Source organism: Streptomyces sp. NPDC058457, from assembly GCF_042720695.1.
Taxonomy (GTDB): domain Bacteria; phylum Actinomycetota; class Actinomycetes; order Streptomycetales; family Streptomycetaceae; genus Streptomyces.
In genome coordinates this window covers 257,676-281,595 of the sequence record NZ_JBHXLU010000001.1, presented here as the reverse complement: position 1 = coordinate 281,595, position 23,920 = coordinate 257,676, and the positions used below count along the sequence as shown (strand labels likewise).

Here is a 23,920-nt window from a genome sequence, read left to right as displayed (position 1 = left end):
GTCCGCGCAGCGTATCGACGGGGCCGCAGCCCCGACAGCCACATTCAGGGCACTGTCATATGACTGCCACACTTCGAACACCGGTACGTTCCGGCCACCTGTGACCGCTAACATGCGCGCCCATGAATGACGACCTGCGCAACATTATCCTCGGCGTCGTGGCGGCCGGCATCAGCGCGGCGCTCGGCTGGCTGGCCCGCACCTCCCTGTGGCGTCGCGGCCTGCGTCGCAAGCAGGCCTTCTTCGGACTGCCGGAGAACTCGGAGTCGCTGCTGGTCGTCAACCGCGATCCGGCCACGTCCGAACCGGCGGTCCACCGTTTCGACGTGTTCGCGCTCCTGGAGCTGGCCGCGCTGATCAAGGACTGCGGCGCGAACCTCCAGATGGTGACCCAGGACAACGTCCAGCAGGGCTTCGGCGAACGGACCGAGTTCTGCGTCGGAGGTCCCGGGTCGAATCGCCGCATGCTCGCTCACATGTCCGCGATGCTGCCCGGCATCCGCGTCAACATCGACCCGGAGCCGGGCCCGGACCGCGGCGCCTTCCAGATCGGCACCGAGCGCTACCGGCTGGATCCGGGCATCACGGAGTACGTGCTGCTGGCCCGCCTGACCGCCGGCCAACGCCCGGACGCCCGACCGGTGTTCCTCTTCTGCGGGCAGCGCGCGATCACCAACCAGGCGGCCACCCGCTACCTCGCCCGCAACCACGAGCGGCTCGCCCGCAAGCACGGCAACAACTCCTTCGTGCTGCTCCTCAAGGTCGTCAACTCGCAGGCGTACGGCCCTGACGTGGTCGAACTCGTCTCCGACGTCACCCGGGCCGCCCAGGCGCCGCTGCCGCCCGCCGCGACCGACACCGCACCCGCCTCGCACCGCGCCTCCTGAATAGCTGCACCCTTCAACAATCGTTACTGGCACGTAACTTACCGACGGGTTACTTACGGTAAGAGGTCGCGGTTACCGTCGGGTCACTTTGCATTGACACGTATGGGGAGTGACCTGTGGGAACCCATCGCAAGGCCCTGCGTACGACCGCCGTGGGCGCCGTCTCCGCGACCCTGATCGCCGGAGGCGTCCTCGGGTTCACCCCCGCCGCCCAGGCCGCCACGAACGGCGTCCGATTCGTCGACATCACCGGCGACGGCGGTACGACGCTCAAGGCGAACGTCGTCACGCCCGCGAGCTCCGACGGCTCGCATCGCTACCCGCTGCTCGTCATGCCCACGAGCTGGGGTTTCCCCCAGGTCCAGTACCTGGCCCAGGCCCAGAAGCTCGCCGACTCCGGCTATGTGGTGGTGGCCTACAACGTCCGGGGCTTCTGGCAGTCCGGCGGCGAGATAGAGGTGGCGGGCCCGCCCGATGTGGCCGACGCGTCCAAGGTGATCGACTGGGCGCTCGCCAACACCCCGTCCGACGCCGGGCACATCGGCATGGCCGGCGTGTCGTACGGCGCCGGCATCAGCCTGCTCGCGGCCGCACACGACAAGCGGATCAAGGCGGTCGCCTCGCTCAGCGGCTGGGCCGACCTGATCGACTCGATCTACTCGGGCCGCACCGAGCACTCCCAGGCGACCGCCCTCCTTGACGGTGTCGGCCTCGTCACCGGCCGCCCGAGCGCGGAGACCAGCCAGGCCCTCAAGGACTTCTTCGCCGCCGACCCGTCCAAGGAACAGGAACTGATCGACTGGGGAAAGAAACGTTCCGCCGCGACCTATGTCGACCAGATCAACAAGAACGGCGCGGCGATCATGCTCGCCAACGCCTGGGGCGACACGATCTTCCCGCCCAACCAGATCGCCGACTTCTACGGCAGGCTGACCGGGCCCAAACGGCTTGAACTGCGCCCCGGCGACCACGCCACCGCCGAGCTGACCGGACTGTTCGGGCTGCCCAACGACGTGTGGACAGACACCGAGCGCTGGTTCGACCGCTACCTCAAGGGCGCGGACAACGGGATCGACCGAGAGCAGCCCGTGGAGCTCAAGTCCCGTTCCACGGGCGGCTACGAGGGCTATCCGGACTGGAAGTCGGTCGGCGCCACGCGGCGGAAGATCGACCTGGCGGGCACGGCCACCGTGCACGCGAACGTCGACTCGGGCGCGGACGGCGGGATCGTCTTCCTGTCCAGCATCCTCGACCAGGTCGCCCAGCTGCCGCCGGTCGCCTCGATCCCGCTGCTGCCCCGGCGCTGGGCCGCCGTCTGGCAGTCCGGGCGGTACGCGGCCGCGCAACAGGTGCGCGGCACCGCCCGGTTGCACACCACCCTCACCCCGACCGCCGAGAGCGGCACCCTCGTCGCCTACCTCTACGACGTGGGGCCGCTCGGCCTCGGCAAACTGGTCACCAACGCGCCGTACACCTGGCACGGCCGGACGCCCCGCAAGGCCTTCGACGTCGACCTCGACCTGTTCGCCACGGCCTACGACGTGCCCGCCGGGCACCGGCTCGCGCTGGTGGTCGACACCGTGGACCCGCTCTACATCGAGCACAACCCGTCCGGCGCGCAGCTGACCTTCTCCTCGCCGGTGGACGACCCGTCGTACGTGTCCGTTCCGCTGCGCGAGCAGTGATCTCCGGCTGCCGCCGGCCGGGCCTGGCCCTGGCTGCTGCCCCCTACGGCAGCAGCGTCCCCGGTTCGGCCGGTGCCACCTCGGCGGCCCCGGTCCTGGGACTGTGCTGCTCCCGCCTGGCCACCCAGCCGGCGAACCACGAGAGCAACATGCACATCCCGATGTAGATCGGCGAGATCACCATCACCACAGGGATGAAGGGCAAATCGTAGTCGAGGTTCGACGCGATCAGTTTCCCGGCATGGAGGAACTCCTCGTAGGTGATGAGATAGCCCAGCGAGGTGTCCTTCAGGGCCACCACGAGCTGGCTGATGATGGCCGGCAGCATGGCCCGTACGGCCTGCGGGACCAGGACGTACGACATGACCTGGGTCTTGCGCATGCCCAGCGCGAACGCGGCCTCCCGCTGGCCGCGTTCGACGCTGTTCACCCCGGAGCGGAACACCTCCGCGAGCACCGAGCCGTTGTAGAGGGTGAGTCCGGCGACCAGCGCGGGCAGGGGCTGGACCTTCAGCGCCACGAAGACGAAGAAGATCATCACCAGGACGGGCATGGCACGGAAGAACTCCACGACGACGGTGGCCGCCCAGCGCACCGGGCGGTGCTCGGAGAGCCGTCCGGTGGCGAGCAGCCCGCCCAGCGCGAGGGAGAGGACGGCTGCCATCGCGAAGGCCTTGAGCGTGTTGCCCAGGCCACGCAGGAGGAGTTCCTGGATTCCCTGGTAGGCGAAGGGCATCCACTTCGTGTACGTGAACTGGCCGGTGTCGAAGAGGAGATACAGGATCCAGGCGAGCAGGGCGAGGATGACGGCCGTCGCCAGGATGCCGTATACCGTGTGCCGTCTTCTGGTGGCGGGTCCCGGGATGTCGTAGAGCGCGGTGGTCCCGCTCATCGGGCGACTCCCCACGCGCGCTCCATCAGGTGGAACAAGGCGCTGATGGCGAGGGTGATGATCAGGTAGCCGACGGCGATCCAGACGAACGTCCAGACGATGTTGTAGCCGAGCTCGCTCAGTGTCCGGTAGGTGCCGAGGAGTTCGGTGACGCTGAAGGCGCCCGCGATCGCGGAGTTCTTGGCGAGCGCGATGAGGGTGGAGCCGACCGGCGGGATGACCGACCGGAACGCCTGGGGCAGGATCACCAGTTGGAGGGTCTGCCCGAAGGTCATGCCGAGGCTGCGGGCCGCCTCGCCCTGTCCCCTGGGCACGGTGTTGATGCCGGAGCGCAGTGCCTCGCAGACGAAGGCGGAGGTGTAGCAGCCGAGGGCGAGGATCGCGAACACCTTGAAGGGCAGGACCAGTCCGAAGCGGGGCAGGCCGAGCAGCACCGCGAAGAACAGCAGCGTGAGCGGGGTGTTGCGGAGCACGGTGACCCAGGCCGTGCCGAAGATGCGCAGGGAGCCGACGGGCGCGACCCGGAAGGACGCCATCAGGAAGCCGAGGAGAAGGGCCAGCGCCGAGGAGTAGACGGTCAGTTCGAGAGTGCCGAGGAAACCCTCGGCGTACGTGTGGAAGTTGTCTGTCAGTACGTCCATGCCGTCCTCGCTCAGCTCGCGGGATAGCGGTCGATCGGGGGCGGTTTCGGGGCGGGTACGCCGGACAGGCCGAGCGTCGCCTCGTACGCCTTCTTCCAGTCGCCGTTCTTCTCACGTGCCTCCAGTGCGTCGTCCATCGCGAAGCGCAGGGCGGTGTCGCCGCGGGGGACGCCGATGCCGTACGGCTCCTCGGAGAAGGGCCTGCCGACGACCTTGAGTTCGCCGGGGGCCTTCGCCGCGTAGCCGATGAGGATGGCGTCGTCGGTGGTGACGGCGTCGACCTGGTAGGTGAGCAGGTTGTCGACGCAGACGGAGTAGGTGTCGTAGGCGACGAGGACCGCCTTCGGGAAGTCGGTCCTGATCCGCTGGTACGGCGTCGAACCGGCCGCCGAACAGACGCGTTTGCCGGCGAGGTCCTGCGGGCCGTGGATGTCGTTCTCGTCCCGGCGGACAAGGAGGGACTGGCCCGCCATGTAGTACGGCCCGGCGAAGCCGACGAGCTTCTTTCGGTTGTCGTTGATGGTGTATGTACCGACGTAGAAGTCGATCTGGCCGTTCTGCAGAGCGGTCTCGCGGTTGGCGGAGGCGATGGTCCGGAAGCGGATCGTCTTCGGGTCGAGGCCGAGGGAGGCGGACATCATCCTGGCGATCTCGATGTCGAAGCCCGAGTAGACGCCGGTGGCCGGGTCCCGCTCACCGAGGTAGGGCTGATCCTCCTTGACGCCGACGACGAAGTGGCCGCGCTTCTTCGCCCGGGTCCAGGTCGGGGAGTCGGGCAACTGGAAGCCCTGCGAGACCTGGTAGACGGGGAGCCGGTCGGCCGCGGGGCCCTTCCGCGGCGGGCTGCCCTCCTTGCCGCAGCCGACGAGGCCGAATCCGGCGACGGCGACGGCGACGAGCAGCGCCGTGAGCAGGGCTGCGGGCACACGGGCGGCGGGCACACGAGGGGTACGGACCATGGGTGGCGCTCCCCGCTCAGTGCTTGAGGATCTTGGACAGGAAGTCCTTGGCGCGCTCGCTGCGCGGGGCGGTGAAGAACTCCTCCGGGGTGCGGTCCTCGACGATGCGGCCGTCCGCCATGAAGACGACCCGATGGGCCGCGGAGCGGGCGAACCCCATCTCGTGGGTGACGACGACCATGGTCATGCCGTCCCGGGCGAGCTGTCGCATGACCTCCAGGACCTCGTTGATCATCTCGGGGTCGAGGGCGGAGGTGGGTTCGTCGAAGAGGAGGGCCTTGGGTTCCATGGCGAGGGCACGGGCGATGGCCACCCGCTGCTGCTGGCCGCCGGAGAGCTGTGCGGGGTACTTCTCCGCGTGCGCCAGCAGGCCCACACGGTCGAGGAGTTCACGCGAGCGCCGGTCGGCCTCGTCCCTCTTGCGCCTGCGGACCTTGATCTGGGCGAGGGAGACGTTCTGCAGGACGGTCTTGTGGGCGAACAGGTTGAAGGACTGGAAGACCATGCCGACCTCGGCGCGGAGCTTCGCGAGGGCCTTGCCCTCCTGGGGCAGCGGCTGCCCGTCGAGGGTGATCGTGCCGGACTCGATGGTCTCCAGGCGGTTGATCGTCCGGCACAGCGTCGACTTTCCCGACCCCGAGGGGCCGATGACCACGACCACCTCTCCCTTGCCGACGGTGAGATCGACGTCCTGGAGGACATGGAGCTCGCCGTAGTACTTGTTGACGTCCCGCAGTTCGATCAGAGGATCGACGGCCATCCGCAGCCCTACCCGCTCTCAGCTGTGTCGTGGTTGCCGCAAACTATCCAGCTGCGGGTGACCTTGAGGCACGACACGCACCTTTCGGGCATTAGCCGTATTTAAGCCGTCTTTATGGCTGTCGGGACAGCGGCCGTGACAGTCGTCGTCACAGCCGTCGTCACAGCCGTCGTGACAGCCGACTTCATCGCCGTCTCCGTCGCCGCGCGGGCGGCCGTCGTTCAGGCCTCGGCGACCTCCGCGTAGAGCTGCGAGAGCTCGGGAACCCCGCTCGCGGCCCAGTCGTGTCCCGACTCGACGACCTCGAACTCCCGCCCGGACGCGAGCCGTACGACCGGCTCTCCGTCCGCCCGGATCTCCCACTCGGCGCCGGGCACGGTCCGGGTCAGGACGGTGCCCAGATACAGACCGGCGTCGGTGCCGAGCCAGGTCAGGGTCTCCTCGTCGTCCCGCCAGCGCGGGAGCAGCTGGTCGAGGGCCTCCAGCGAGGCCGGGGTGTCGTCGAGCGCGACACCCTCCTCGGCCGCCTGGGCGCGCAGGAGCTCGCACTCGGCGAGCAGATCGGGGTCGGCGGTGTGCGGGACGTCACCGGTCTTGCCGTGCCTGTTACCCAGGAAGGGGATGTTCATGGTCCCAGGTTGACACTCAGACCTCCAGGTCCACCACCACCGGGGCATGATCGGATGCGCCTTTGCCCTTGCGCTCCTCGCGGTCGACGTAGGCGTCCTTGACGGCCTTGGCGAACGGCTCGTTGCCGTACACGAGGTCGATGCGCATGCCGCGGTTCTTGGGGAAGGCGAGCTGGCGGTAGTCCCAGTAGGTGTACGGGTGGTCGTACTTCAGCGGGCGCGGGACGACGTCGGTCAGGCCGGTCCCGCGCAGCGCGGTGAGCGCGGCGCGCTCGGCCGGGGTGACATGGGTGAGGCCCTCGAAGGCGGCCGTGTCGAAGACGTCGTCGTCGGCCGGCGCCACGTTGTAGTCGCCGAGGACGGCGAAGGGGCGGCTACCGCCCGCGTCCCCGGCGACGGCGGCCTGAAGCGCCTCGAACCACTGGAGCTTGTAGGCGTAGTGCGGGTGGTCCACCTCGCGGCCGTTGGGCACGTACACCGACCAGACGCGGACCGGGCCGCAGGTCGCCGAGATCGCGCGGGGCTCCACACTGCCGTCATAGCCGGGGTCGCCGGGCAGCCCCTTGACGACATCCTCCAGGCCGACCTTCGACAGCACCGCCACGCCGTTCCACCGCCCGGTGGCGTTCACCGCCGCCTCGTAGCCCAGCTCGCGCAGCGGCTCGAACGGGAACTGCTCCTCGGCGACCTTGGCCTCCTGGAGGCAGAGCACGTCGGTGCCGCTGCTCTCCAGCCAGGCGAGGAGCCTCGGCAGGCGGGCGGTGATCGAGTTCACGTTCCAGGTCGCGATGCGCATGCCCCACAACCTACCGGGCCCCTCTGACAACGGGCCCGCGACAACCGGCCCAGGCCTCCGGCCTCAGACGTCCGCCGAGGCCCCCGGCGCCAGCCGCTGGTGGTCCGCGCCGCCCAGGGCGCCGATCTGGCGGTCGTAGATCGGCCGGGCCAGGTCGGTGAGCAGGGCGTCGTGGATGTCGTAGGCGCGCCGCGGCTTCACCTCGCGGACGTAGTCGATGACCTCGGAGATCTTGTTCCAGGGGGCCATCACCGGGAGCATCAGCGTCTCGACGGGGTGGTCGGGCACGGTGAGGGCGTCGCCCGGGTGGAAGACCTTGCCGCCGTCGATCAGGTAGCCGACGTTGGTGATGCGCGGGATGTCCGGGTGGATCACCGCGTGCAGCTCGCCGTGCACCTGGACGTCGAAGCCGGCGGCGGTGAAGGTGTCGCCGTGGCCGACGGTGTGCACGCGGCCCGGGAAGGCCGCCGCGAGCTGGTCGGCGACGGACTTCAGAGTCCAGATCTCGGCGGCCGGGTCGGCGTCCAGCGCGGCCCGCAGCCGGCTCTCGTCGAAGTGGTCGGGGTGCTCGTGGGTGATCAGGATCGCGTCCGCGCCGACGGCCGCGTCCTCCTCGCTGAACCCTCCGGGGTCGAGGACGAGCACACGCCCGTCCTTCTCCAGGCGCACGCACGCGTGGGACTTCTTGGTGAGCTTCATGGTCACCATCCTGCCCCCGCCCCGGCCCTCGGTCCTCGATCCCCGGCCCTCGGTCCTCGATCCCCGGTCCTCGATCCCCGGTCCTCGATCCCCGGTCCCCGGGGAGCCCCCCGGTCCCGGGGAGCCCCTCAGCCCTCGGGAGTGGTCTCCTCGCGGATGACCTGCTGGGCCACCCGGAACGCGCTGTTCGCGGCCGGCACCCCGCAGTACACCGCCGCCTGCAGCAGTACTTCCTTGATCTCGCCCGGGGTGAGGCCGTTGCGCAGCGCCGCCCGGACGTGGAAGCCCAGCTCCTCCAGGTGGCCGCCGGCGACCAGCGCGGTGAGCGTGACACAGCTGCGCGAGCGCCGGTCGAGGCCCGGCCGGTCCCAGATCTCGCCCCACGCGTAGCGGGTGACGAACTCCTGGAAGTCACCGGAGAACTCGTCGGCCTGTGCCAGCGCCCGGTCCACGTGCGCGTCCCCGAGCACCTCCCGGCGGACCTTCAGCCCCGCGTCGTACGGGTCGGGCCGCCCGAGTGGCTGCGGCGACACGACGGGCGGGGCGATCTCGGCGATCGGCGTGACCTGGGGCGCGACCTGCGGCACGGCCTGGGGCGCCGCGAGCAGGACCGGCTTGACCGGGGCCGCCGGGATGGCCATCTGGCCGGTGGTCGAGTCGTAGGCGGGCTGCCAGGCGGCGGAGAAGTGCCGCACCAGCAGCTCGGTGACGGCGGCGGGCTGTTCGACCGGGACCAGGTGCGAGGCGCCGGGTACCACCGCGAGCCGGGCGTCCCGGATCCCGGCGACCAGGGTGCGGGCCTCGGCGGGGCCGGTGACCTGGTCGTCCGAGCCGACCAGGACGAGCGTGGGGACGCCGATCCGGGCGAGTTCGTGCCGTACGTCGAAGCCGGCCAGGGCCTCGCAGGCGGCGATGTAGCAGCCGGGGTCGGTGGTGCGGACCATCTGGACGGCCCACTCGGTGATCGCGGGCTGGGCGGCGGCGAACCCGCCGGTGAACCAGCGGTCGGGCGAGGTCCGGGCGATCGGGTCGAGGCCGTTCGTCCGTACGATCACCCCGCGCTGCCGGAACTCGTCCGCCGTCCCGAACCGGGGCGAGGTGGCGACCAGCGCCAGCGAGGCGATCCGCTCCGGGTGCCGCAGGGCCAGCTCGACGCCGACGGCACCGCCGAGTGCGCAGCCCGCGTAGCCGAAGCGCTGCACTCCGAAGGAGTCCAGCGTGGCCAGCAGCCGGGCGGTCAGCTCGGCCACGGCACCGGCCGGATGCGCCGGGGCACCGCCGTGCCCGGGCAGGTCGTAGCGGAAGACCCGCCACTGCTGGATCAGCTCCGGGATCTGCCGGTCCCACATGTGCCATGTAGTGGCGAGGGAATTGCCCAGGACCAGGACAGGGGCGTCTTCTGGCCCGTCAAAGCGGTATTGCAGAGTGTTCGGTGGTGTCTCGCTCACCCGCTCACGCTCCCACATCTCACGTCTTCATCAGGCGAGGGGGGTGGGCACCCCCGCCAGACCTCCCCATGCGGCCGCCGCCGGACGGAGATCCTCCACATCCGGCTTCACGTACCACTGCTTCGTGGTCTTGACGTTGGTGTGCCCCGCCCACCGCGCCAGGAGATGATCCGGAACCCCGTGGTTCGCGAGATACGTAAGACAACTCGCGCGCGCATCGTACAAACGGACACGCCGCACCTGGTTCCGAGCCATGATCTTGTAGGCCCTCTCGCGCAGGCACTTCCCGTTGAGCGCCCTGCCGAGCTCGTCCACGAACACGTACCCGCTGCCCTCATACGACGCTCCCGCCGCGACCTCCTCCGCGGACTGCACAGCGGCGAAGTGCTTGAGGCCATCACTGACCATCGCGGGCAATGGAAGCAGCCGCTCGCCGGCAGCGGACTTCGCGCTCTTCTCCACCACCGTCCTGTTCCCCATCATCGTCCGCGTGTTGATGACGCTCACGGTGCCCTTGTCCAGGTCGATGTCGGACCAGCGCAGACCGCAGACCTCCGCCGGACGCAGCCCCATCAGTGAGAGCAGCAGCGGGGCATGTAGCCGATCGTCCTGCACGGCAAGCACGAAGGAATGGACTTCCGCTTCGGTCCAAGGCAACGCCACCGTCTTCGTCAAGCGCTCCGCCTTGCGCGTCTTCCGTGGGATCGTCACCTCCTGGGCGACGTTCACGGCGACCAGATGCCGCTTCACCGCACGGTTCAGCGCGTCCTTCAGCCGCGCGAGAGACATCTCGACCGAGATCACGCCCAGGCCGGCACCTGCCCTGCCGGTCCGTGCCCGGCCTTCCCGTAGCGCCCACTCCATCCACGCCCTGACGTCGCCCTCAACCAGGCCCTGAAGCCTGATACACCCCAGTTTGCTCCGCACGCGGTCCAGAGTCGCTTTGTAGCTGTTGATGGTGGTCTCTTCCAGGTCTTCGGCCTTCTCGGCGATCCACTGGTCAAGCCACTCATCCACGGTGATGTTGTTGGGCGCCACGAGCGTCCCTTCGTAGCGACGGTGCGTGAGATACGCGTAGGCGACCTTCGCTTCTCTCAGGGTGGCAAACGTCCGGGTCAGCTGCTTACGCTTCCCGGTTTCGGGGTCGCGTCCGACATCGACCACGAAGCGATACCGAACCTGCCCCTTCGCGTTCGGCGACAGCTTCTTGATAGGAACGGACAGAACCACTCACTCTCCTTGCCTCACAACACTGCTCGCTGCGTCCATACCGGTGCCCCGCAAGGGGCCTCCGGCTGCGAACTGCTTCAATCGTCCGCACGCTTCCCGGTTTCGGTAACCGGGAACCATCTGCTATAAGGGGCACACCCCGCCTCCCTGGGCCCGTGGCCCGCCGCGCAGTCAAGCGCCTCATGCGCGAACTCGGCATCACCGGTACCGTCGGCGACAAAGGGTGATCACGACGATCACCGATCCGACCGCCGGACGAGCCCCAGACCGTGTCAACCGGGACTTCGTCGCCCCGGCCCCGAACCGGACCCGGGTCGCCGACTTCACGCACGCGGTCGCCTGGGTTGCAGCGCAGGTGGGCCAGGGTCGTCAGCGCCTGACGGCTGTAGGTCAGCCGCCGCCGGGCGCCGATCCGTCATCGCCGAGCGGCCAACCCACGCCGCAGCAGTCGCAGCACGGAAGTGGACAGATGCAGTCCGATTGGGTGGGCCATGACTCTGGGCTCTAGGCGGAGAAGGTTGCTGTCAGCCGACAACCCATCTACCTGGGGCTTCGTTGTCCCGTCACCGCAACCCCTGGAAGGGGCTCACGGCCCACGTCAGCCTTCGCTCGTTCGGGCGAAATGGTTTCGAACCACCCGCCACCGACAAACGGAACTGACACCATGCCGCCGTCGCACGTCAACCTCAAGTCGAAGGCGGGCCATTGAAACGGCAGGTCAATGAGCGGCAACTCTCGGTGCTGAAGTGGGTGGAAGACGGGTGCCCTGCCAGCGTTTGGAAGACCAGCTCCTACAAAACCACCTGTCAGGCACTGCAGAACCGCGGCCTGGTCCTGGTCTCCCGGAAGAGTGGGCAGTGGAACGTCGCCCTGACAAGCACCGGCCGGCACTACCTGGCGCACGGCACATACCCTCCCCGTGAATCGCGCCCACGGAAGACCCAGGCCGCCGCTCCACAACCCCCGTCCCCCCAAGCGCAGGAGACCCCGACCTCCGCGCGAAAGCCAAGCCCTCCTCCACAGCGTCGCGTGACGTTCACGGAGCAGCTGCTGCAAGAGCTCGCGGAGGCAGGCGGCCAGATCGTCAAGCCCGGCAGCGGTCCGGACCTGGAGAAGTGGCCGTCCCGGATCGCCGCGGCACGCAGATCCGGAAGGATTCCGGAGACGAAGGAGCTGTACGGGGGTTGGTGCCGTGGCGGGTACGAGATCAAGCTCGTCGACATCCCCGCCTGGCGCCTTGCCGTCCTCCAACCCGTCCCTGTGCCCGCCCGGCTCACCCGCCCGCACACCGTGGTCCGGGCCATGCAGAACGAACAACAGCCGCTGGGCCTGACCAGGCCCGTCCAAGGACGTGCTCTCCGGCTCATCCAGGCACTGATCACCGCTGCCGAGGCCGAAGGACATTCCAGTTCGGCGGGAGCGACCGGCTTCGCGCCCCCGTCTCACCGCCGCCGCAGAGCGTCTCCCCACTTCACCATTACCGCACAGGGCCAGCCCGTGGGGTTCCTCGTCCTCCAGGAACAGGACCGGACCGAGCACGTCGCCACCGAGAAGGAACTCGCCGACGCCAAGAAGCACTCGTGGATCAGGATCCCCCGCTTCGACTACACGCCGTCCGAACGCCTCCGCTTCGTCCTCAGCGGCGGCCAACCGCACCGGGCAAGCGAATGGTCCGATGCCCCCGGCCACTCCCTCGAAGACCAGCTCGCCGAGATCGCACAGGAGGTCACCCTTCGCGGCGAAGCCGCCGAACGCAGACGTCTCGACGAGATCGAAGCCGCACGCCAGAAGCGCATCCGCTGGGAAGCCGCCATGGAAGACGCCCGCGTCCGGTACGCCGAGGCGTACCGCTTCAGACACTTTGAAGCGCAGGAAGCGGCATGGCGCCACGCCACCGGGCTGACGGAGTACTTGAGCGCCGTACGCACACGAGTCGAGGCCATGCCCCCGGGGCAGACCAGAACCGAAGCCGAAGCATGGATCAGCTGGGCAGCTTCCACCGTCGAGCGTCTCGACCCATTGCACACACCACCCCGACTACCCGACATCCCCGAACCACGAGCCGACGACCTAAGGCCCTTCCTCGGGCACTGGAGCCCCTACGGCCCCTGAGCCGCGATAGCGGGCGCGCACCGACTGGGTGACACCCAGATGATCATCCGTGATCTCGGACAGAACGACACGGCCTCGTCGCACCCAATGTCGGATGTCGTCGACCGCGCTGAGCGCAGCTTCACGGCCGAGCTCGCGCGTGGCGACGTGGTCGATCTCCGAGAGCAGCAGCGGGGACATCATCGGGAGCCCCGCAGCCATGATGGCTTAGTTTGACGTACTCACGCAGTTCCCCGCGATCGCCCCCAGCGTGCAAGATCGCCGTGCCGTCCACCGATTGCGCTCCGCACGCTGACGCACGCCCGGGATGCACTCCCGGGTCTGCCGCACGATCGGCTGGGAGCGGGTGCTGATGATCCTGCGGGACCGGTCGCGTGAACTGCGGTCTTCCTATCCGCCGGTGAACCCGGTCTCGGGGACTGTCTACCAGCCCGGCGAGCTCGCACCGTGCGACCCGTGATTCCCGCCGGTGGGCGTCCCGCTCGGCAACGGCCAGGCAAGCCGCCGGTCTTGGTCATCGTGTCGGGCTAGCCTCGCGCTTTCATGAGCGCGGCCGTCCATGCCTTGATCAAATAAGCGGAGAGTGCTCCTGACCTGCAACGATGGGACTTGTCTAGGGTCCTGTTGGCTGCACGGAAAGAAGCACTCTCCAGGTGAGCAAGCGTATCGGGTTGTACCCCCGTGTCCGCGTCGAGGGCGGTGGCAGCGGGGCGGTCTCGCAGGCCGGAGCGGTGCTTCTGGTCGAGACGATCCGCAAGTGCGGCCTGGACACCGCGATATCGGCGGCGCTGGCGCCGTGGCGAAAGCCGCGGGCAGTGCATGATCCGGGCAAGGTTCTGCTGGATGTCGCGCTCGCGACGGCCCTGGGCGGGGACTGCCTGGCCGATGTCGCCATGCTGCGTGCCGAGCCCGAAGTGTTTGGCCCGGTGGCATCCGACCCCACGGTCTCCCGGCTCATCGACGCCCTGGCCGCAGCCGGACCGAAGGCGCTCACCGCGATCCGGTCGGCGCGGGCCGAAGTGCGGTCGCAGGTCTGGGAACTGGCCGGGGCGAGCGGTCCGGCCGCCGACGGTCACGTGACCGTGGACATCGACGGCGTGCTCGTCCTTGCGCACTCCGAGAAGCAGGACGCTACCTCGACCTGGAAGAAGACCTTCGGCCATCATCCGCTCGTCGCGTTCGTCGACCACGGCCAGGCCGGTTCCGGAGAACCGGTGGCCGCGCTGCTGCGGCCCGGCAACGCAGGCTCCAACACCGCGAGCGATCACATCTCCACCACCCAACTCGCCCTGGCCCAACTCCCCAAACACCTGCGGCGGGGCCGGCAGACACTGATCCGCACCGACTCCGCCGGCGGCACCCACGCCTTCCTCGACTGGCTCTCCCGCCGGGGCCGGTGGCTGTCGTATTCCGTCGGAATGACCATCACCGACTCCATCCACCAGGCCGTCCTGAAGATCCCGAAGAAGGCGTGGACTGCGGCCTACGACGCGGGCGGCACCGAGCGGCCCGGCGCCTGGGTCGCGGAGATCACCGACATGCCTGACCTCACCTCCTGGCCCAAGGGCATGCGGCTGATCGTCCGCAAGGAACGACCGCACCCAGGCGCCCAGTTACGCTTCACCGACCTCGACGGACTACGGCTGACCTGCTTCGCCACCAATACCAAAGGCGGCCAGCTCGCCGACCTCGAGCTGCGTCACCGCAGGCGGGCCCGCTGCGAGGACCGCATCCGCGCCGCCCGCGCCGCCCGCGCCGCCCGCGCCACCGGCCTGCGCAACCTGCCCCTGCACGACACCGCGCAGAACCGGATCTGGCTGGAGATCGTCTCCCTCGCACTCGACCTCCTCGCATGGATGCCCATGCTCGCCCTGACCGGCACCACCCGCCGCTGGGAACCCAAGACGCTCCGCCTGCGGCTCTTCTCCGCCGCCGCCCACCTGCTCACCACCGGCCGCCGCCGCTGGCTCCGCCTGCCCGCCCGATGGCCCTGGACCGCCGTCATCAGCCACGCGATCGTCAGGCTCCACGCCCTGCCAAACCCCGGCTGACCAGCCACATCGACCGTCCCGACGACCCGCACCACCAGACCGGCGAAGTGGAACCCGGCGCCCATCCGACGCGAAAGCCGGACCCTCGGCCTGCCCCAGCCCGAAAAGACCGCACCACACAAACACAGAGTCCCCGTCAGTAAACCGACGAGGACTCATGAACGATCGAGGCTAGTCACGGGTGATCGCGGCCCGGATGTCGCCCTCCCGGACAACCGGTGACCTCACCGACGGCTACTGGCTGCTGCTGGCTGACGGCTGGGGGTCTCCTGCCACGACGGTGACAACTGTCGCGCATTTCCCACCAGTTCACTCTCGCAGGGATCAACGACCCAGAACATCTACCGTTTCGGATCAATAGGCATGGCGTTTGCATCCGCCAGCCCTCCGCCGTTAATCCTTGGCTCAATGTGTTCCATTAAACCGATATTCGGTCAATCCTGCCCGGAAGCAGAAATATCGGGCTCAGCCCATGCCGCATAGCCAAGCGCATCCCTATAAGCCAAGTGCCCGGTCGAGTCATCGGCCAGGAGTCGACGCACGCGAGGGCTGTAATGAATCCGATACTTGATACCTTCCACCATTACAGCGCCAAGATCGGTCGGGTCATCTGCGTTGCGGTTGGCAGGAAGTACAGCAACATCCCATCCTGCCTGTCGCGCCAGATGAACCCACACCTCAAACGCCCTACTCGCATCCATAGAGCGGTAAGCGATCCCTCCAACCCTGGCGAGGATCTGGATAGGATCCACGCGCTCGTCTTGCGGCATAACACTCCCTAAAGTTTCCGTCCAGCATTCACTGATCCACTACCCGGACGTACTCCACCAAGCCGGCTTTCCAGCTTCTTCCCAAATATAGACGAACGTCGAGCCCGTATCCTGAGCCCCACGAGTCATTGCACCCATACAGCTTGAACATGGCGGCCGGGTTCCATTGATGATCACGTATCCATCCAACGGCACTGGCATGTCCCCGAAGAATTCATCGTCGTAGATTATCTTCGTGCCATAACTCGGCACACCACCAGCCATGCGAGCTGCCCGGTTTTCAGTATGGCTGAGTGTCTCCCCGCCTCGGCCCATAGCTTGCTCTGGCGGCGTCTGTGCGCCACTTCGAATATCGTAGTCGTGCAGGATGTTTCCACTACTATCGTGCACCGTCACCTGGGCGGTGTGCGTCGTAGCCGTAGTAGGACAGGCGTTGAGCGCACCCAGATCAACATTGTGGACCAAAATCGGCGTTGTCCCGGCCAGTACATAGTACGTGTGAAGTTCCTGGACGGTGAGGTTCCAGCGGTTTGCCGTACCGGGAGTGGGCTGGGAAGTGACCACGTAGGCGTGGCCGTTGGTGGCGGTATTGAGGGCGTCGCCAGTGTGGAGTTTGCCGGCGGCAACCCAGGTGTGGGTGGTGTCGTCCCAGAACGGGTGGTTGGCTGTGGTGTGGAGAGTGGCGGTGTGGCCATCCTTGGTGCGGATGGTGAGGTCGAGCAGGTCCTGGTCGTGGTTGATCCACACGTGCTGGACAGTGCGGGCGCCTTGATGTTTGCCGGTGTCGGGGTTGGCGGATTCGACCTTGTCGCCGGTCTTGATCTTGCCGATCGGTTTGGTCTTGCCACCGTCCATGAGGACCGGGGTGTCAGGGGAGAAGCTGCAACGGCTCGAGGGCTTCGTTCCGCCCTTTGACGTGCCGGACGATGGCTCGTCGGGTTTTGTCGCTTCAGCGTCCGCTTCTTTGGCCCGCTCCTGGGCGTTCGCGCGCTTGAGGGCGGCCAGGTCCTCGACGTCGGAGGCTGCTTCGTCGAGGGCCTTGGCCCCTGCACCGGCAGCGCCGGCCGCAACACCGCTGACGTCTCCCTCGGCAGCGCCCTCGCCCTCGCCGAGGAGGCCGCCTTCGCCGACACTGGCACCGCTGCCCTCAAGGCCGCCGCCTGAGATGACACCGCCGGCTACCTGGCAGGCTTGGTCGTGGTCGGCGCCGCCTCCGGTGATCCAGAACTCGCATTTGACGACGTCATAGAGCGGCTTGACGACAGCCACGACAACCTTGGAGACGACGTCATGGGAAGTGGAGGGGGAAGAGCCCGGGGTTGGGGGTGTGCCTGGTGAAGGTGAGGGAGTCGGAGACGAGTCGTTGGAAGTGTTGCCGTTGGAGTTGTCGGTGTTGGCGGTGTGGCCACCCGAGCCCGTCTGGCCGCTGCACTTGCTCCAACCGCCGCTGCACTGTGTGCCGTCGTTGTTGACCAGGATGGTTCCGGTCGGGTCGCTTCCCGAGGCCGGATTGTCGCCGGCGTAGGTGTAGCCGCCCATCTGGTTGGGGTCGTTCGACTCGAAGAGCGGGTCGGGGGTGAGGAAGCGGCCCTGGGCGGGGTCGTAGTTGCGGGCGCCGAGGAGGTCCAGGCCGGTGGTGGCGTCGGCGGGCTGACCGAGGTAGCCGTGGTTCTCATCGGCGGAGACCCATGAAGTGGGCTTGGTGCCGCGGGTGTTGCCGTAAGGGTCGTAGTAGCGGCGGGTGACTGCCAGGGTGCTGGCGTCGATGGCGGTGGTGGCGGTGCCCTGGGCGTTGGCCACCTCGTAGGTGACGGTTCCGCTGCTGGAGCGGCAGATGGTGGTGCCGTCCGGGCCGTGGTAGTAGCGCAGGCCGGTCCAGGTTTTGGCGGAGACGTTCAGGGTGATCTGCTCGGTGCCGCCGAACAGATACAGGATGCGGGTCTTGGCGGTGCCGTCGACGCTGCTGGTCTGTTCCAGCAGGTTGCCGTCGGCGTCGTAGAGGTAGCCGCTGGTGCTGGTGTGGGTGCCCGAGCCGGTGGCGACGGTGGCGGTGCGGCCTTCGGCGTCGTAGGTGAAGGTCTGGGTCTGGCCGGGCGGCAGGGCTCCGGTGCCGGCGGTGGTCCAGGTCTGGCCTGCGCTGCCGCAGGTGGCGAGGGTGAGCTGGGTGCGGATGGTGGCGCTGGCGCCCGGATCGGTCACGCACATCGCGCTGTTGGCATTGCTGACCAGGGTGCCGGTGTTGGTGACCTTCCACTTCTGGGTGGCGTCGCTGTTGCAGGTGTCGATGACGAGGAGGGTGCCGGCGGTGGTGGCGTTGCCGGTGGTGTCCAGGCACATGGTGCCGAGCACCTTGATGGTGCCGTCGGTGCCGATCGTCCAGTTCTGGGCGGCGGAGGCGTTGCATGTGTAGGTGCGGACCACGGCGCCTGGGGTGGTGGATGCACCTGCGTCGTCGACGCAGAGCTTCCCGCCTCCAGAAAGGGTGAAGCCGGTGTTGAGCGGGCCAGTGGTGGTGGTCTTACGGCTGATGGTGTCGCCGGCGTTCTTGTTGCTGTAGGCCGGGTCCGTGTAGGAGGGGGTCCAGGTCGCCGTGCCGGTGGTCGGGTTGCTGCTGGTCGTGGTGCCCGCCTGGTCCGGGAGCGTGGCGGCCGCGGTGCCGTCGGTGCCGGTGTAGGCGGTGGTCTGTGTCGTGTTGTTGGCCGCGGTGCCGGTGGTGTCGTGGTTGACCATGCTCGTGCGGTCACCGAGCAGGTCATAGGTGTACGTCTGCCAGTACGCGGCCGGGCCACCGACCGTGCCGGCCGTGACCGGGGCCGCGGTGGTGGTCTGCACGGAGCCGGTGTTGCAGGCGCCGACCGCTCCGACCGGCGCGCTGGTGGAGTTGGTGATACCTGCCGTGTCCGTCCAGGCAGCGGTCAGGCGCTGGAAGGAGTCGTAGGTGAAGCACTGGGTGTCGTGGGTGGTGTTGTCCTGCAGGTCGTCGATCGCGGTGATCTCGCCGGCCTGGTTGTAGCGGTAGTTGGCCACGTCCAGCGCGGTGGTGGACGTCTGCAGCATGCTGGACGTCTGGGTGACCCGGCCGGTGGTGGCGTCGTACTGGGCAAAGGTTGCCAGTTCCTTGCCGGTGGATCCGTAGTTGGTCTGCAGGACCCGGCCGAAGGGGTCGTGGACGGCGGTGTCCAGGTAGTCGGGAGTGTTGGCCGCGGTGATGAAACCGCCGATGCCGTCGAGGTTGCCTTGCTGGGTGTATCCGTAATCGACGTCCTCGGCGGGCAGGTTGCCGTCGGCCTGGTAGCGGACGGTGGACAGCAGCCCGACGGTTGGGGTGTAGAAGGCGGACTGCGTGTAGGTGACCGTCCCGCTGGTCGGTGCCGTGGACTGTCCGGCCGCGGCGAAGCCGTCTGCGGCCGGGACGGTGAGGGTACTGCCGGTCGGCTGGTAGGCCGTGTTGTAGCCGGTGACCGCCTGGGTGTACGCCGAACCGGACGTCCCGCCGACGTACCGGGTGGACGACGTCGGGTAGCCCTTCGCGAGCGTGTCGTACACCCAGGAGGCGAGTTCCTTGGTGGGGTCGGGGGTGGCCGACCACGTCCCCTTGTACTCGGCCGTGGGGCGGTTGTCCCAGTCGTAGCTGTAGGACAGAACCTGCCCGCGCGAGTCGGTGGTCTGTTGCAGGTTGCCGACGACGTCGTACTGGTCGTAGCTGGTGGTGCCGGTGTTCGGGTCGGTCTGGGAAGTCTTCTGGCCCAGCAGGTTGTAGTGGTAGGACCAAGTGTTGCCGGCGTTGTCCTTGATCGTGTCGACCTGACCGGCGGGGGTGTAGGTGTACGTGGTGGCGGTGTCGGCCTCGCTGGCCAGGTGCCAGGTGTCGGTCTTCCAGATCGCGGCACCGGTGCCGTCGTAGAGCACCATGTTGGCGTCGTTCTGGATCTGCATCACGGTGCCGGTGGTGGTTCCGGTTGACCACAGAGTGGTGGTGGCGCCCGCGTTGTAGACGACGAAGTTGCCGTCGCTCCGCAAGGTGGCAAAGGCACCCGGGTTGCCGGAGGTGCTGGTCGACCACAGGGTCTTGCCGGTCGCGAGGGAGGTCAGTACCAGGTTGCCGTCGGCCTGCATGGTCAGGCGGGTGCTGTCCGAGGTCAGTGACGTGCCTGATGGGATGACCTGGCCCTGGGTGAGTTTGACCGTGCTGCCGGTGTTCTTGACGACGCTTTGGGTGATCTGTCCCAGTGCATTGGTGTAGGTCGCGGTGGAGCGGCCGCCGGCCGGGGCGGTGGTGTCGGTCTCGTCGGCACCGGGGTAGCTGGTGGTGGTGTGCCACTGCTGGACGGCCTGGTGCCACAGCGTGCTGGTGCTCGCGCGGCCCTCGCCGTCGTACCCGGTGGTGGTCTCCGACGGGACCTGGTTCTCGTTCGCCGCGTACAGGGTGGTGGAGGGGCCGTTGTTCGGCTCGGAGTAGGGCGCGAACGACGCGGTCTGCCAGCCGTGCGAGTCGTAGAAGGTGTCGGAGATGATCCGGCCGGAGTTGCTGTCGCCGTCGGCCGTGGCCTGGGTCTGGCGTGGCTGCAGCATCCCGTCGTAGATGGTGATGGACGAGGCGTAGGTGCCGTCCTCGCGCAGTGTCTTCGTGGTCACCGCGGAGGGGGCGCCCGGCGAGGTGACGGTGCCGCCGGGCGCGGCGACCGCGCCGGGGTTGATCGAGTAGGTGAACGTCTCGTCCGCGCTCTGGCCCGACGTCTTGTCCCGGCCGGGCAGCCAGACGGCTGTGCGTCGGCCGAGCGCATCGTAGGTGATGTCGGTCCTGCGGTTGTTGGCGTCGACGTTCTCGGTGGCCAGGCCACGCAGTGGGTCGAGGGTGGAGGTGACCGTCCAGTTCTTGGAGTTGGTGGTCGTGATGCTGGTGGGGTTGGTGTTGCCGCCGAAGGGGCTCCAGGCGGGGCTGAAGGCGGTGTGGGTGTTCTGCCCGGTGGCGTCCAGGGCGTCGGTGACCCGGCCGGCCCCGTCGTATTTCATGGCCGAGCTGGTCTGCCAGTTCTCCGTGGTCCCGGTGTAACCGGTGGCGGTGCGTACGGCAGTGGCCTGGCCAATGGCGGTGCTGCTGGTCTGGTCGAGCTGTCCGAACGTGCCCAGGTTGGTGAGGGTGCCGTCACCGTCGTAGTAGATCTTCTTGTCCGCCAGCAGCGTGCTCGCAGAGGCCGCCGTGCCGCAGGGGCCGCTGACGGAGGTGACCTGGTCCGGGTAGGACTGGGTCATGGTGTTGCTGGACGACGGCGCCGCATACGTGGTGGTGGCGCACTTCTCCTGCGCGGCCACGCTCACGTCCCCGTGTGCGTCGACGGTTGAGACGCGGCCCTGGCTGTCGTAGTTGGTGTCGGTGCGGGTGTGGCGCCATGTCCCGTTGGCGAGCAGCGCGTAGCCGTGCGACTGCGTGGTCTTGATCCGCAGAGCAATCAGATCGGGGAGAGTCGACAGGTCCGGTTCGGTCTGGCCGGGGTTGTCGTCCTGGGTCCAGTCCGTCCACGGGGTCTGGGCGGCGTGGGCGGTGGTGGTGAATGTGAACGGGCCGTTGACGGTCACGGCGTTGACGGTGCCGCCCGCCGCCGTGTAAGTGTCGCTCTGAAGGGCTTGGCCTGCGAGTTGGTCGGCATCCGTGACGGTCTGGACCGTGGAACCTCCGACCTTGGCGTCCACGCTGACCGAGCGGCGGGTGCCGTCGGCCTTGTAGTCGCCGTCCATGCCCTGGAGGTAGGTGGTGGTCTGCTGGGTCACCGGCTCGGGAGCCTGACCGGTCTGCACCGTGACCGTGCGGAATCCGCGGAACTGGTCCCACGTGCGGTACTGGTCGTCCGTCTGGGCCGAGTCGTCCCGGTGCCAGGCGGGACCGGCGTAGCTGTAGGTGGAGACCTGCATCTCCGAGCCGGCCGGGATGTTCTGGCTGTTCGGCTTGTACTGGGAGGCGATCGTCAGGTCGGACGCCGTGACGGTGTGCACGGTGGTCTTGTTGAACCAGTCCGCGATCGGCTTCGACGCACCCGGCACCGTCCAGTAGACCGGATAGCAGGAGTTGGTGTTGCTGTCCGCGGCCGAGATCGACAGCGTCTTGTTCGCGCACGGGTTGGTGTTGTAGTTGACGGCGATGGACTCGCCGGTCTCGGTCTGGACGGAGGAAATCCTCGGCCGGTACAGCGGCGGCGCGGACGGGGAGGTGTCGTTGACCCGGTTGTCGATCTCGGTTCCGGTGAAGGAGACCTGGTTGAGCTTGATGGCGCTGTTGCCGTTGCCGTAGGTGTCCTTGCCGGTGTGCTGGATCGACTGCAGCCACGTCACGGCCTGCAGAGAACCCGCGTCCTTGGGGTCGACGGTGGTACCGGTGACCGGGTCGACCGTCCCGCCGGCGTCCGAGTACACCTGCCCCAGCTGGTAGCTGTCGACGTCGACGAGATCGTCCGTCGAGGAGTCCTTGACGTGGACCTTCGTGGTGATGCTGTCCAGGCGGGTGGTGGACCAGAACGTCGGTCCGGCAGTGATACAGACGTCGGTCGGCACGGAGGTGGACCCGGACGGCAGGGTGGTGCTGTCGGTGGAGTCGCAGTGCAGGTCCCACGGCACGTCGGGCCAGTGCGGGGCCGTGTTGTCGTTGAGGTTTCCGGCCGAGCAGTCGGTGAAGGTGTCCGTGGTCTGACAGCGCTGCTTGGAGGTGAAGACCACCTGGCCGGCAGGCTTGCGGGCGGTCTGCTCGTCGGTGAGCGTGTAGCCGTAGGAGACGGAGTCGAGCTTGCCGCCGCGGACGTACGAGGTCAGGGTCCCCGAGTCACCGGTCGCGGCCTGGCCGCCGCCCAGGTCGTAGTAGTTGGTCTCGGTCGTGTAGTCGTAGCGCTGGACGAACCCGCTCGGCGAGACGACGAAGTCAAGGTTCCAGCGCCAGCCCTCGTGCTTGTCGCACTGCGACGCCTTGCCCTTGGCCGAGTCGTAGCACGGATCACCCGATTCCGCGTGCAGTACCGGCACACCCCAGGCGGCATCGGTCGAGGAGTCGCCCGGTGTACCGGACTGCATCGCCCCGGAGGGGCCGGCGCCCGTCGGGGAGTGGTCCGCACCGAAGTACGCGGCGGTACCGTCCGTGGTCAGCAGCCGGAAGTAGACGCCGTCGTGCAGACCGTTGGCGGCTCCGGACAGCTCCTGGACCAGGGTGCCGTCATCGCCCTGCAGCCGCCACTGCTTGATCTCGCCCGCCACGCCGGAGTCGACACCGTCGGGCACCAGCTGCCCGGAGTGCGAGCCGAAAGAGATCGTCGCGTTGTCACCGGCCCAGCACTGGTCCCCGGATCCCTTGAGGATCTTCTTGCCGCTGCTGTCCAGCAGAGTGCCGCAGGAACGATACGTCCGCTCGACGAAGCCCGGCTGGTAGTCCCAGCCGTCACCGATCCAGGACGCCTGGGAGTTCCGGGCCGAGGTCTCCCCGTCCTCGGACTGCGAGTCGTAGGACAGCGCCACCGACGGGGCGTTGCCGCCGACTGCGGACGGGACGTCGATCGGGTAGGAGTAGGTGAAGGCGCCGGTGCCGGAGGTCTGCCAGCTCCCCGAAGGATTCAGGGAGGTTGCCGCGTAGTTGCCCTGGGAGCCGGAGCTGCCGGAGGTGACCTCCACGGTCGTCGTGTTCGCCGTGGTGGTGTTCGCGGACATCGCCATCGGCTCGGTCGTGCCGCTCGCGGTACGTGATGCCGCAGCGCTGGAGGAGCCGAGGGCGAGCGTGGCAGTCAGCTGGTCTGCTGTCGCCCTGTTGGTGAAGGTGATGGGGGTCCGCGTCCCGCACTGCTTCAGCTGGGGCGTGGTCATCGCACAACCCGGCACCTGGAACAGCCGCAGCCGTGAACCGAACCCACCGCCGTACGCCTTGGCCAGCGAGGAATAGTCGATGACCACGCGCACCCGGCCGCCACCGGACTTCGCGTCGGCGCGGGTGAAGGCGAGGAGCATGCCGTCGGCGCCTGCCCGCAGGGTCTGGGCGTGCGACGCGACCTTCACCTTGACCGCCGCCGGGCCGGATGCCTTGGCGGACCCTGACTTGTGCCCGGCAGCAGGTGCCGGTGACACCCACACCGGCAGGGCACCGGCCTTGACGGGCTTCGTCACCGGAAGGACGCGAGTGCTCGGAGAAGGCGTGGATGCCGCCTTGGTTGATGCAGCGGTGGCACTGGCGGGACTGGACGGCGGGACCGGCGTCGCCTCGGTGGCGGAGGCAGTGTTGCCGGATGCGATGGTGCGCGTCAGGGAGACAGTTTTCGTGCCGGCCTTCGGCCACGCCGTCTTGACGGCTTGATAGCGGCTCGCTGCCTTGTAGCCCTTGGGGTGGACGGTGGC

General features: G+C 68.1%; 16 protein-coding genes and 1 pseudogene. 5 read left to right on the top strand and 12 right to left on the bottom strand.

Translation table 11 applies throughout. The annotated features are described in order from the left end of the window. The first annotated feature begins 122 nt into the window (after nt 1-122). Both ACFWPS_RS01300 and ACFWPS_RS01295 read left to right on the top strand, forming a co-directional pair. Nucleotides 123-887 (top strand): hypothetical protein, encoded by a 765-nt coding sequence (locus ACFWPS_RS01300; RefSeq protein WP_383699547.1) that lies wholly within the window; start codon nt 123-125, stop codon nt 885-887. Between the two features lie 116 nt (nt 888-1,003). After that, on the top strand, nt 1,004-2,572 hold the full coding sequence (locus ACFWPS_RS01295) for a CocE/NonD family hydrolase (protein WP_383699545.1): 1,569 nt from the start codon (nt 1,004-1,006) through the stop codon (nt 2,570-2,572). 43 nt (nt 2,573-2,615) lie between these two features. Here the strand turns inward: ACFWPS_RS01295 and ACFWPS_RS01290 are convergent, their stop codons facing one another. The 9 genes from ACFWPS_RS01290 to ACFWPS_RS01250 form a co-directional block, all read right to left on the bottom strand. Further along, nucleotides 2,616-3,464 (bottom strand): amino acid ABC transporter permease, encoded by an 849-nt coding sequence (locus ACFWPS_RS01290; RefSeq protein ID WP_383699543.1) that lies wholly within the window; start codon nt 3,462-3,464, stop codon nt 2,616-2,618. Next, nucleotides 3,461-4,105, bottom strand: a complete 645-nt coding sequence (locus ACFWPS_RS01285; RefSeq protein ID WP_383699541.1) for an amino acid ABC transporter permease — start codon at nt 4,103-4,105, stop codon at nt 3,461-3,463. The genes ACFWPS_RS01290 and ACFWPS_RS01285 overlap by 4 nt, the downstream gene beginning before the upstream one ends. A gap of 11 nt (nt 4,106-4,116) precedes the next feature. Further along, a complete protein-coding gene (locus tag ACFWPS_RS01280; protein ID WP_383699539.1) occupies nt 4,117-5,064 on the bottom strand; it encodes a glutamate ABC transporter substrate-binding protein in 948 nt (315 codons plus the stop codon). A 16-nt stretch (nt 5,065-5,080) separates the two neighbouring features. After that, nucleotides 5,081-5,824 carry an amino acid ABC transporter ATP-binding protein gene (locus ACFWPS_RS01275; RefSeq protein ID WP_383699537.1) on the bottom strand — a complete coding sequence of 248 codons (744 nt, stop codon included), beginning with the start codon at nt 5,822-5,824 and terminating at the stop codon, nt 5,081-5,083. Nucleotides 5,825-6,045: 221 nt separating this feature from the next. Further along, nucleotides 6,046-6,453: a DUF6278 family protein gene (locus ACFWPS_RS01270; protein WP_089107738.1), complete on the bottom strand. Its 408-nt coding sequence runs from the start codon at nt 6,451-6,453 to the stop codon at nt 6,046-6,048. Between the two features lie 16 nt (nt 6,454-6,469). Then, entirely contained in the window at nt 6,470-7,249 is a 780-nt protein-coding gene (locus tag ACFWPS_RS01265; RefSeq protein ID WP_383699535.1) for an exodeoxyribonuclease III, read from the bottom strand. Nucleotides 7,250-7,312: 63 nt separating this feature from the next. Beyond that, nucleotides 7,313-7,948, bottom strand: a complete 636-nt coding sequence (locus tag ACFWPS_RS01260) for an MBL fold metallo-hydrolase (protein ID WP_383699533.1) — start codon at nt 7,946-7,948, stop codon at nt 7,313-7,315. 128 nt (nt 7,949-8,076) lie between these two features. Continuing rightward, nucleotides 8,077-9,396: a 4-carboxymuconolactone decarboxylase gene (pcaC, locus tag ACFWPS_RS01255; protein WP_383699531.1), complete on the bottom strand. Its 1,320-nt coding sequence runs from the start codon at nt 9,394-9,396 to the stop codon at nt 8,077-8,079. A 30-nt stretch (nt 9,397-9,426) separates the two neighbouring features. Beyond that, nucleotides 9,427-10,626 carry a tyrosine-type recombinase/integrase gene (locus ACFWPS_RS01250; RefSeq protein ID WP_383699529.1) on the bottom strand — a complete coding sequence of 400 codons (1,200 nt, stop codon included), beginning with the start codon at nt 10,624-10,626 and terminating at the stop codon, nt 9,427-9,429. Nucleotides 10,627-11,655: 1,029 nt separating this feature from the next. On the opposite strand from ACFWPS_RS01250, the gene ACFWPS_RS01245 reads away from it, so the two are divergent. Beyond that, nucleotides 11,656-12,738 (top strand): hypothetical protein, encoded by a 1,083-nt coding sequence (locus ACFWPS_RS01245; protein ID WP_383699528.1) that lies wholly within the window; start codon nt 11,656-11,658, stop codon nt 12,736-12,738. 3 nt (nt 12,739-12,741) lie between these two features. Here ACFWPS_RS01245 and ACFWPS_RS01240 read toward each other — a convergent pair. Next, nucleotides 12,742-12,939: pseudogene (locus ACFWPS_RS01240) on the bottom strand (VapC toxin family PIN domain ribonuclease); the annotation flags it as partial. Nucleotides 12,940-13,045: 106 nt separating this feature from the next. Between ACFWPS_RS01240 and ACFWPS_RS01235 the strand changes: the two are divergent. Next, a complete protein-coding gene (locus ACFWPS_RS01235; protein WP_383699526.1) occupies nt 13,046-13,198 on the top strand; it encodes a hypothetical protein in 153 nt (50 codons plus the stop codon). A 193-nt stretch (nt 13,199-13,391) separates the two neighbouring features. After that, nucleotides 13,392-14,789 (top strand): IS1380 family transposase, encoded by a 1,398-nt coding sequence (locus ACFWPS_RS01230; protein ID WP_383699524.1) that lies wholly within the window; start codon nt 13,392-13,394, stop codon nt 14,787-14,789. A 434-nt stretch (nt 14,790-15,223) separates the two neighbouring features. On the opposite strand, the gene ACFWPS_RS01225 is transcribed toward ACFWPS_RS01230, so the two are convergent. Then, nucleotides 15,224-15,559 (bottom strand): hypothetical protein, encoded by a 336-nt coding sequence (locus tag ACFWPS_RS01225; protein WP_383699522.1) that lies wholly within the window; start codon nt 15,557-15,559, stop codon nt 15,224-15,226. Between the two features lie 39 nt (nt 15,560-15,598). Beyond that, nucleotides 15,599-23,692, bottom strand: a complete 8,094-nt coding sequence (locus ACFWPS_RS01220) for a ricin-type beta-trefoil lectin domain protein (protein ID WP_383699519.1) — start codon at nt 23,690-23,692, stop codon at nt 15,599-15,601. Nucleotides 23,693-23,920: the final 228 nt, after the last annotated feature.

What these genes read in the sequence shown, in the direction of transcription:
- ACFWPS_RS01300 (WP_383699547.1), top strand. Translation starts at nt 123, where the DNA reads ATGAATGACGACCTGCGCAACATTATCCTCGGCGTCGTGGCGGCCGGC.
- ACFWPS_RS01290 (WP_383699543.1), bottom strand. Translation starts at nt 3,464, where the DNA reads ATGAGCGGGACCACCGCGCTCTACGACATCCCGGGACCCGCCACCAGA.
- ACFWPS_RS01285 (WP_383699541.1), bottom strand. Translation starts at nt 4,105, where the DNA reads ATGGACGTACTGACAGACAACTTCCACACGTACGCCGAGGGTTTCCTC.
- ACFWPS_RS01280 (WP_383699539.1), bottom strand. Translation starts at nt 5,064, where the DNA reads ATGGTCCGTACCCCTCGTGTGCCCGCCGCCCGTGTGCCCGCAGCCCTG.
- ACFWPS_RS01275 (WP_383699537.1), bottom strand. Translation starts at nt 5,824, where the DNA reads ATGGCCGTCGATCCTCTGATCGAACTGCGGGACGTCAACAAGTACTAC.
- ACFWPS_RS01270 (WP_089107738.1), bottom strand. Translation starts at nt 6,453, where the DNA reads ATGAACATCCCCTTCCTGGGTAACAGGCACGGCAAGACCGGTGACGTC.
- ACFWPS_RS01265 (WP_383699535.1), bottom strand. Translation starts at nt 7,249, where the DNA reads ATGCGCATCGCGACCTGGAACGTGAACTCGATCACCGCCCGCCTGCCG.
- ACFWPS_RS01260 (WP_383699533.1), bottom strand. Translation starts at nt 7,948, where the DNA reads ATGAAGCTCACCAAGAAGTCCCACGCGTGCGTGCGCCTGGAGAAGGAC.
- ACFWPS_RS01235 (WP_383699526.1), top strand. Translation starts at nt 13,046, where the DNA reads ATGCACTCCCGGGTCTGCCGCACGATCGGCTGGGAGCGGGTGCTGATG.
- ACFWPS_RS01225 (WP_383699522.1), bottom strand. Translation starts at nt 15,559, where the DNA reads ATGCCGCAAGACGAGCGCGTGGATCCTATCCAGATCCTCGCCAGGGTT.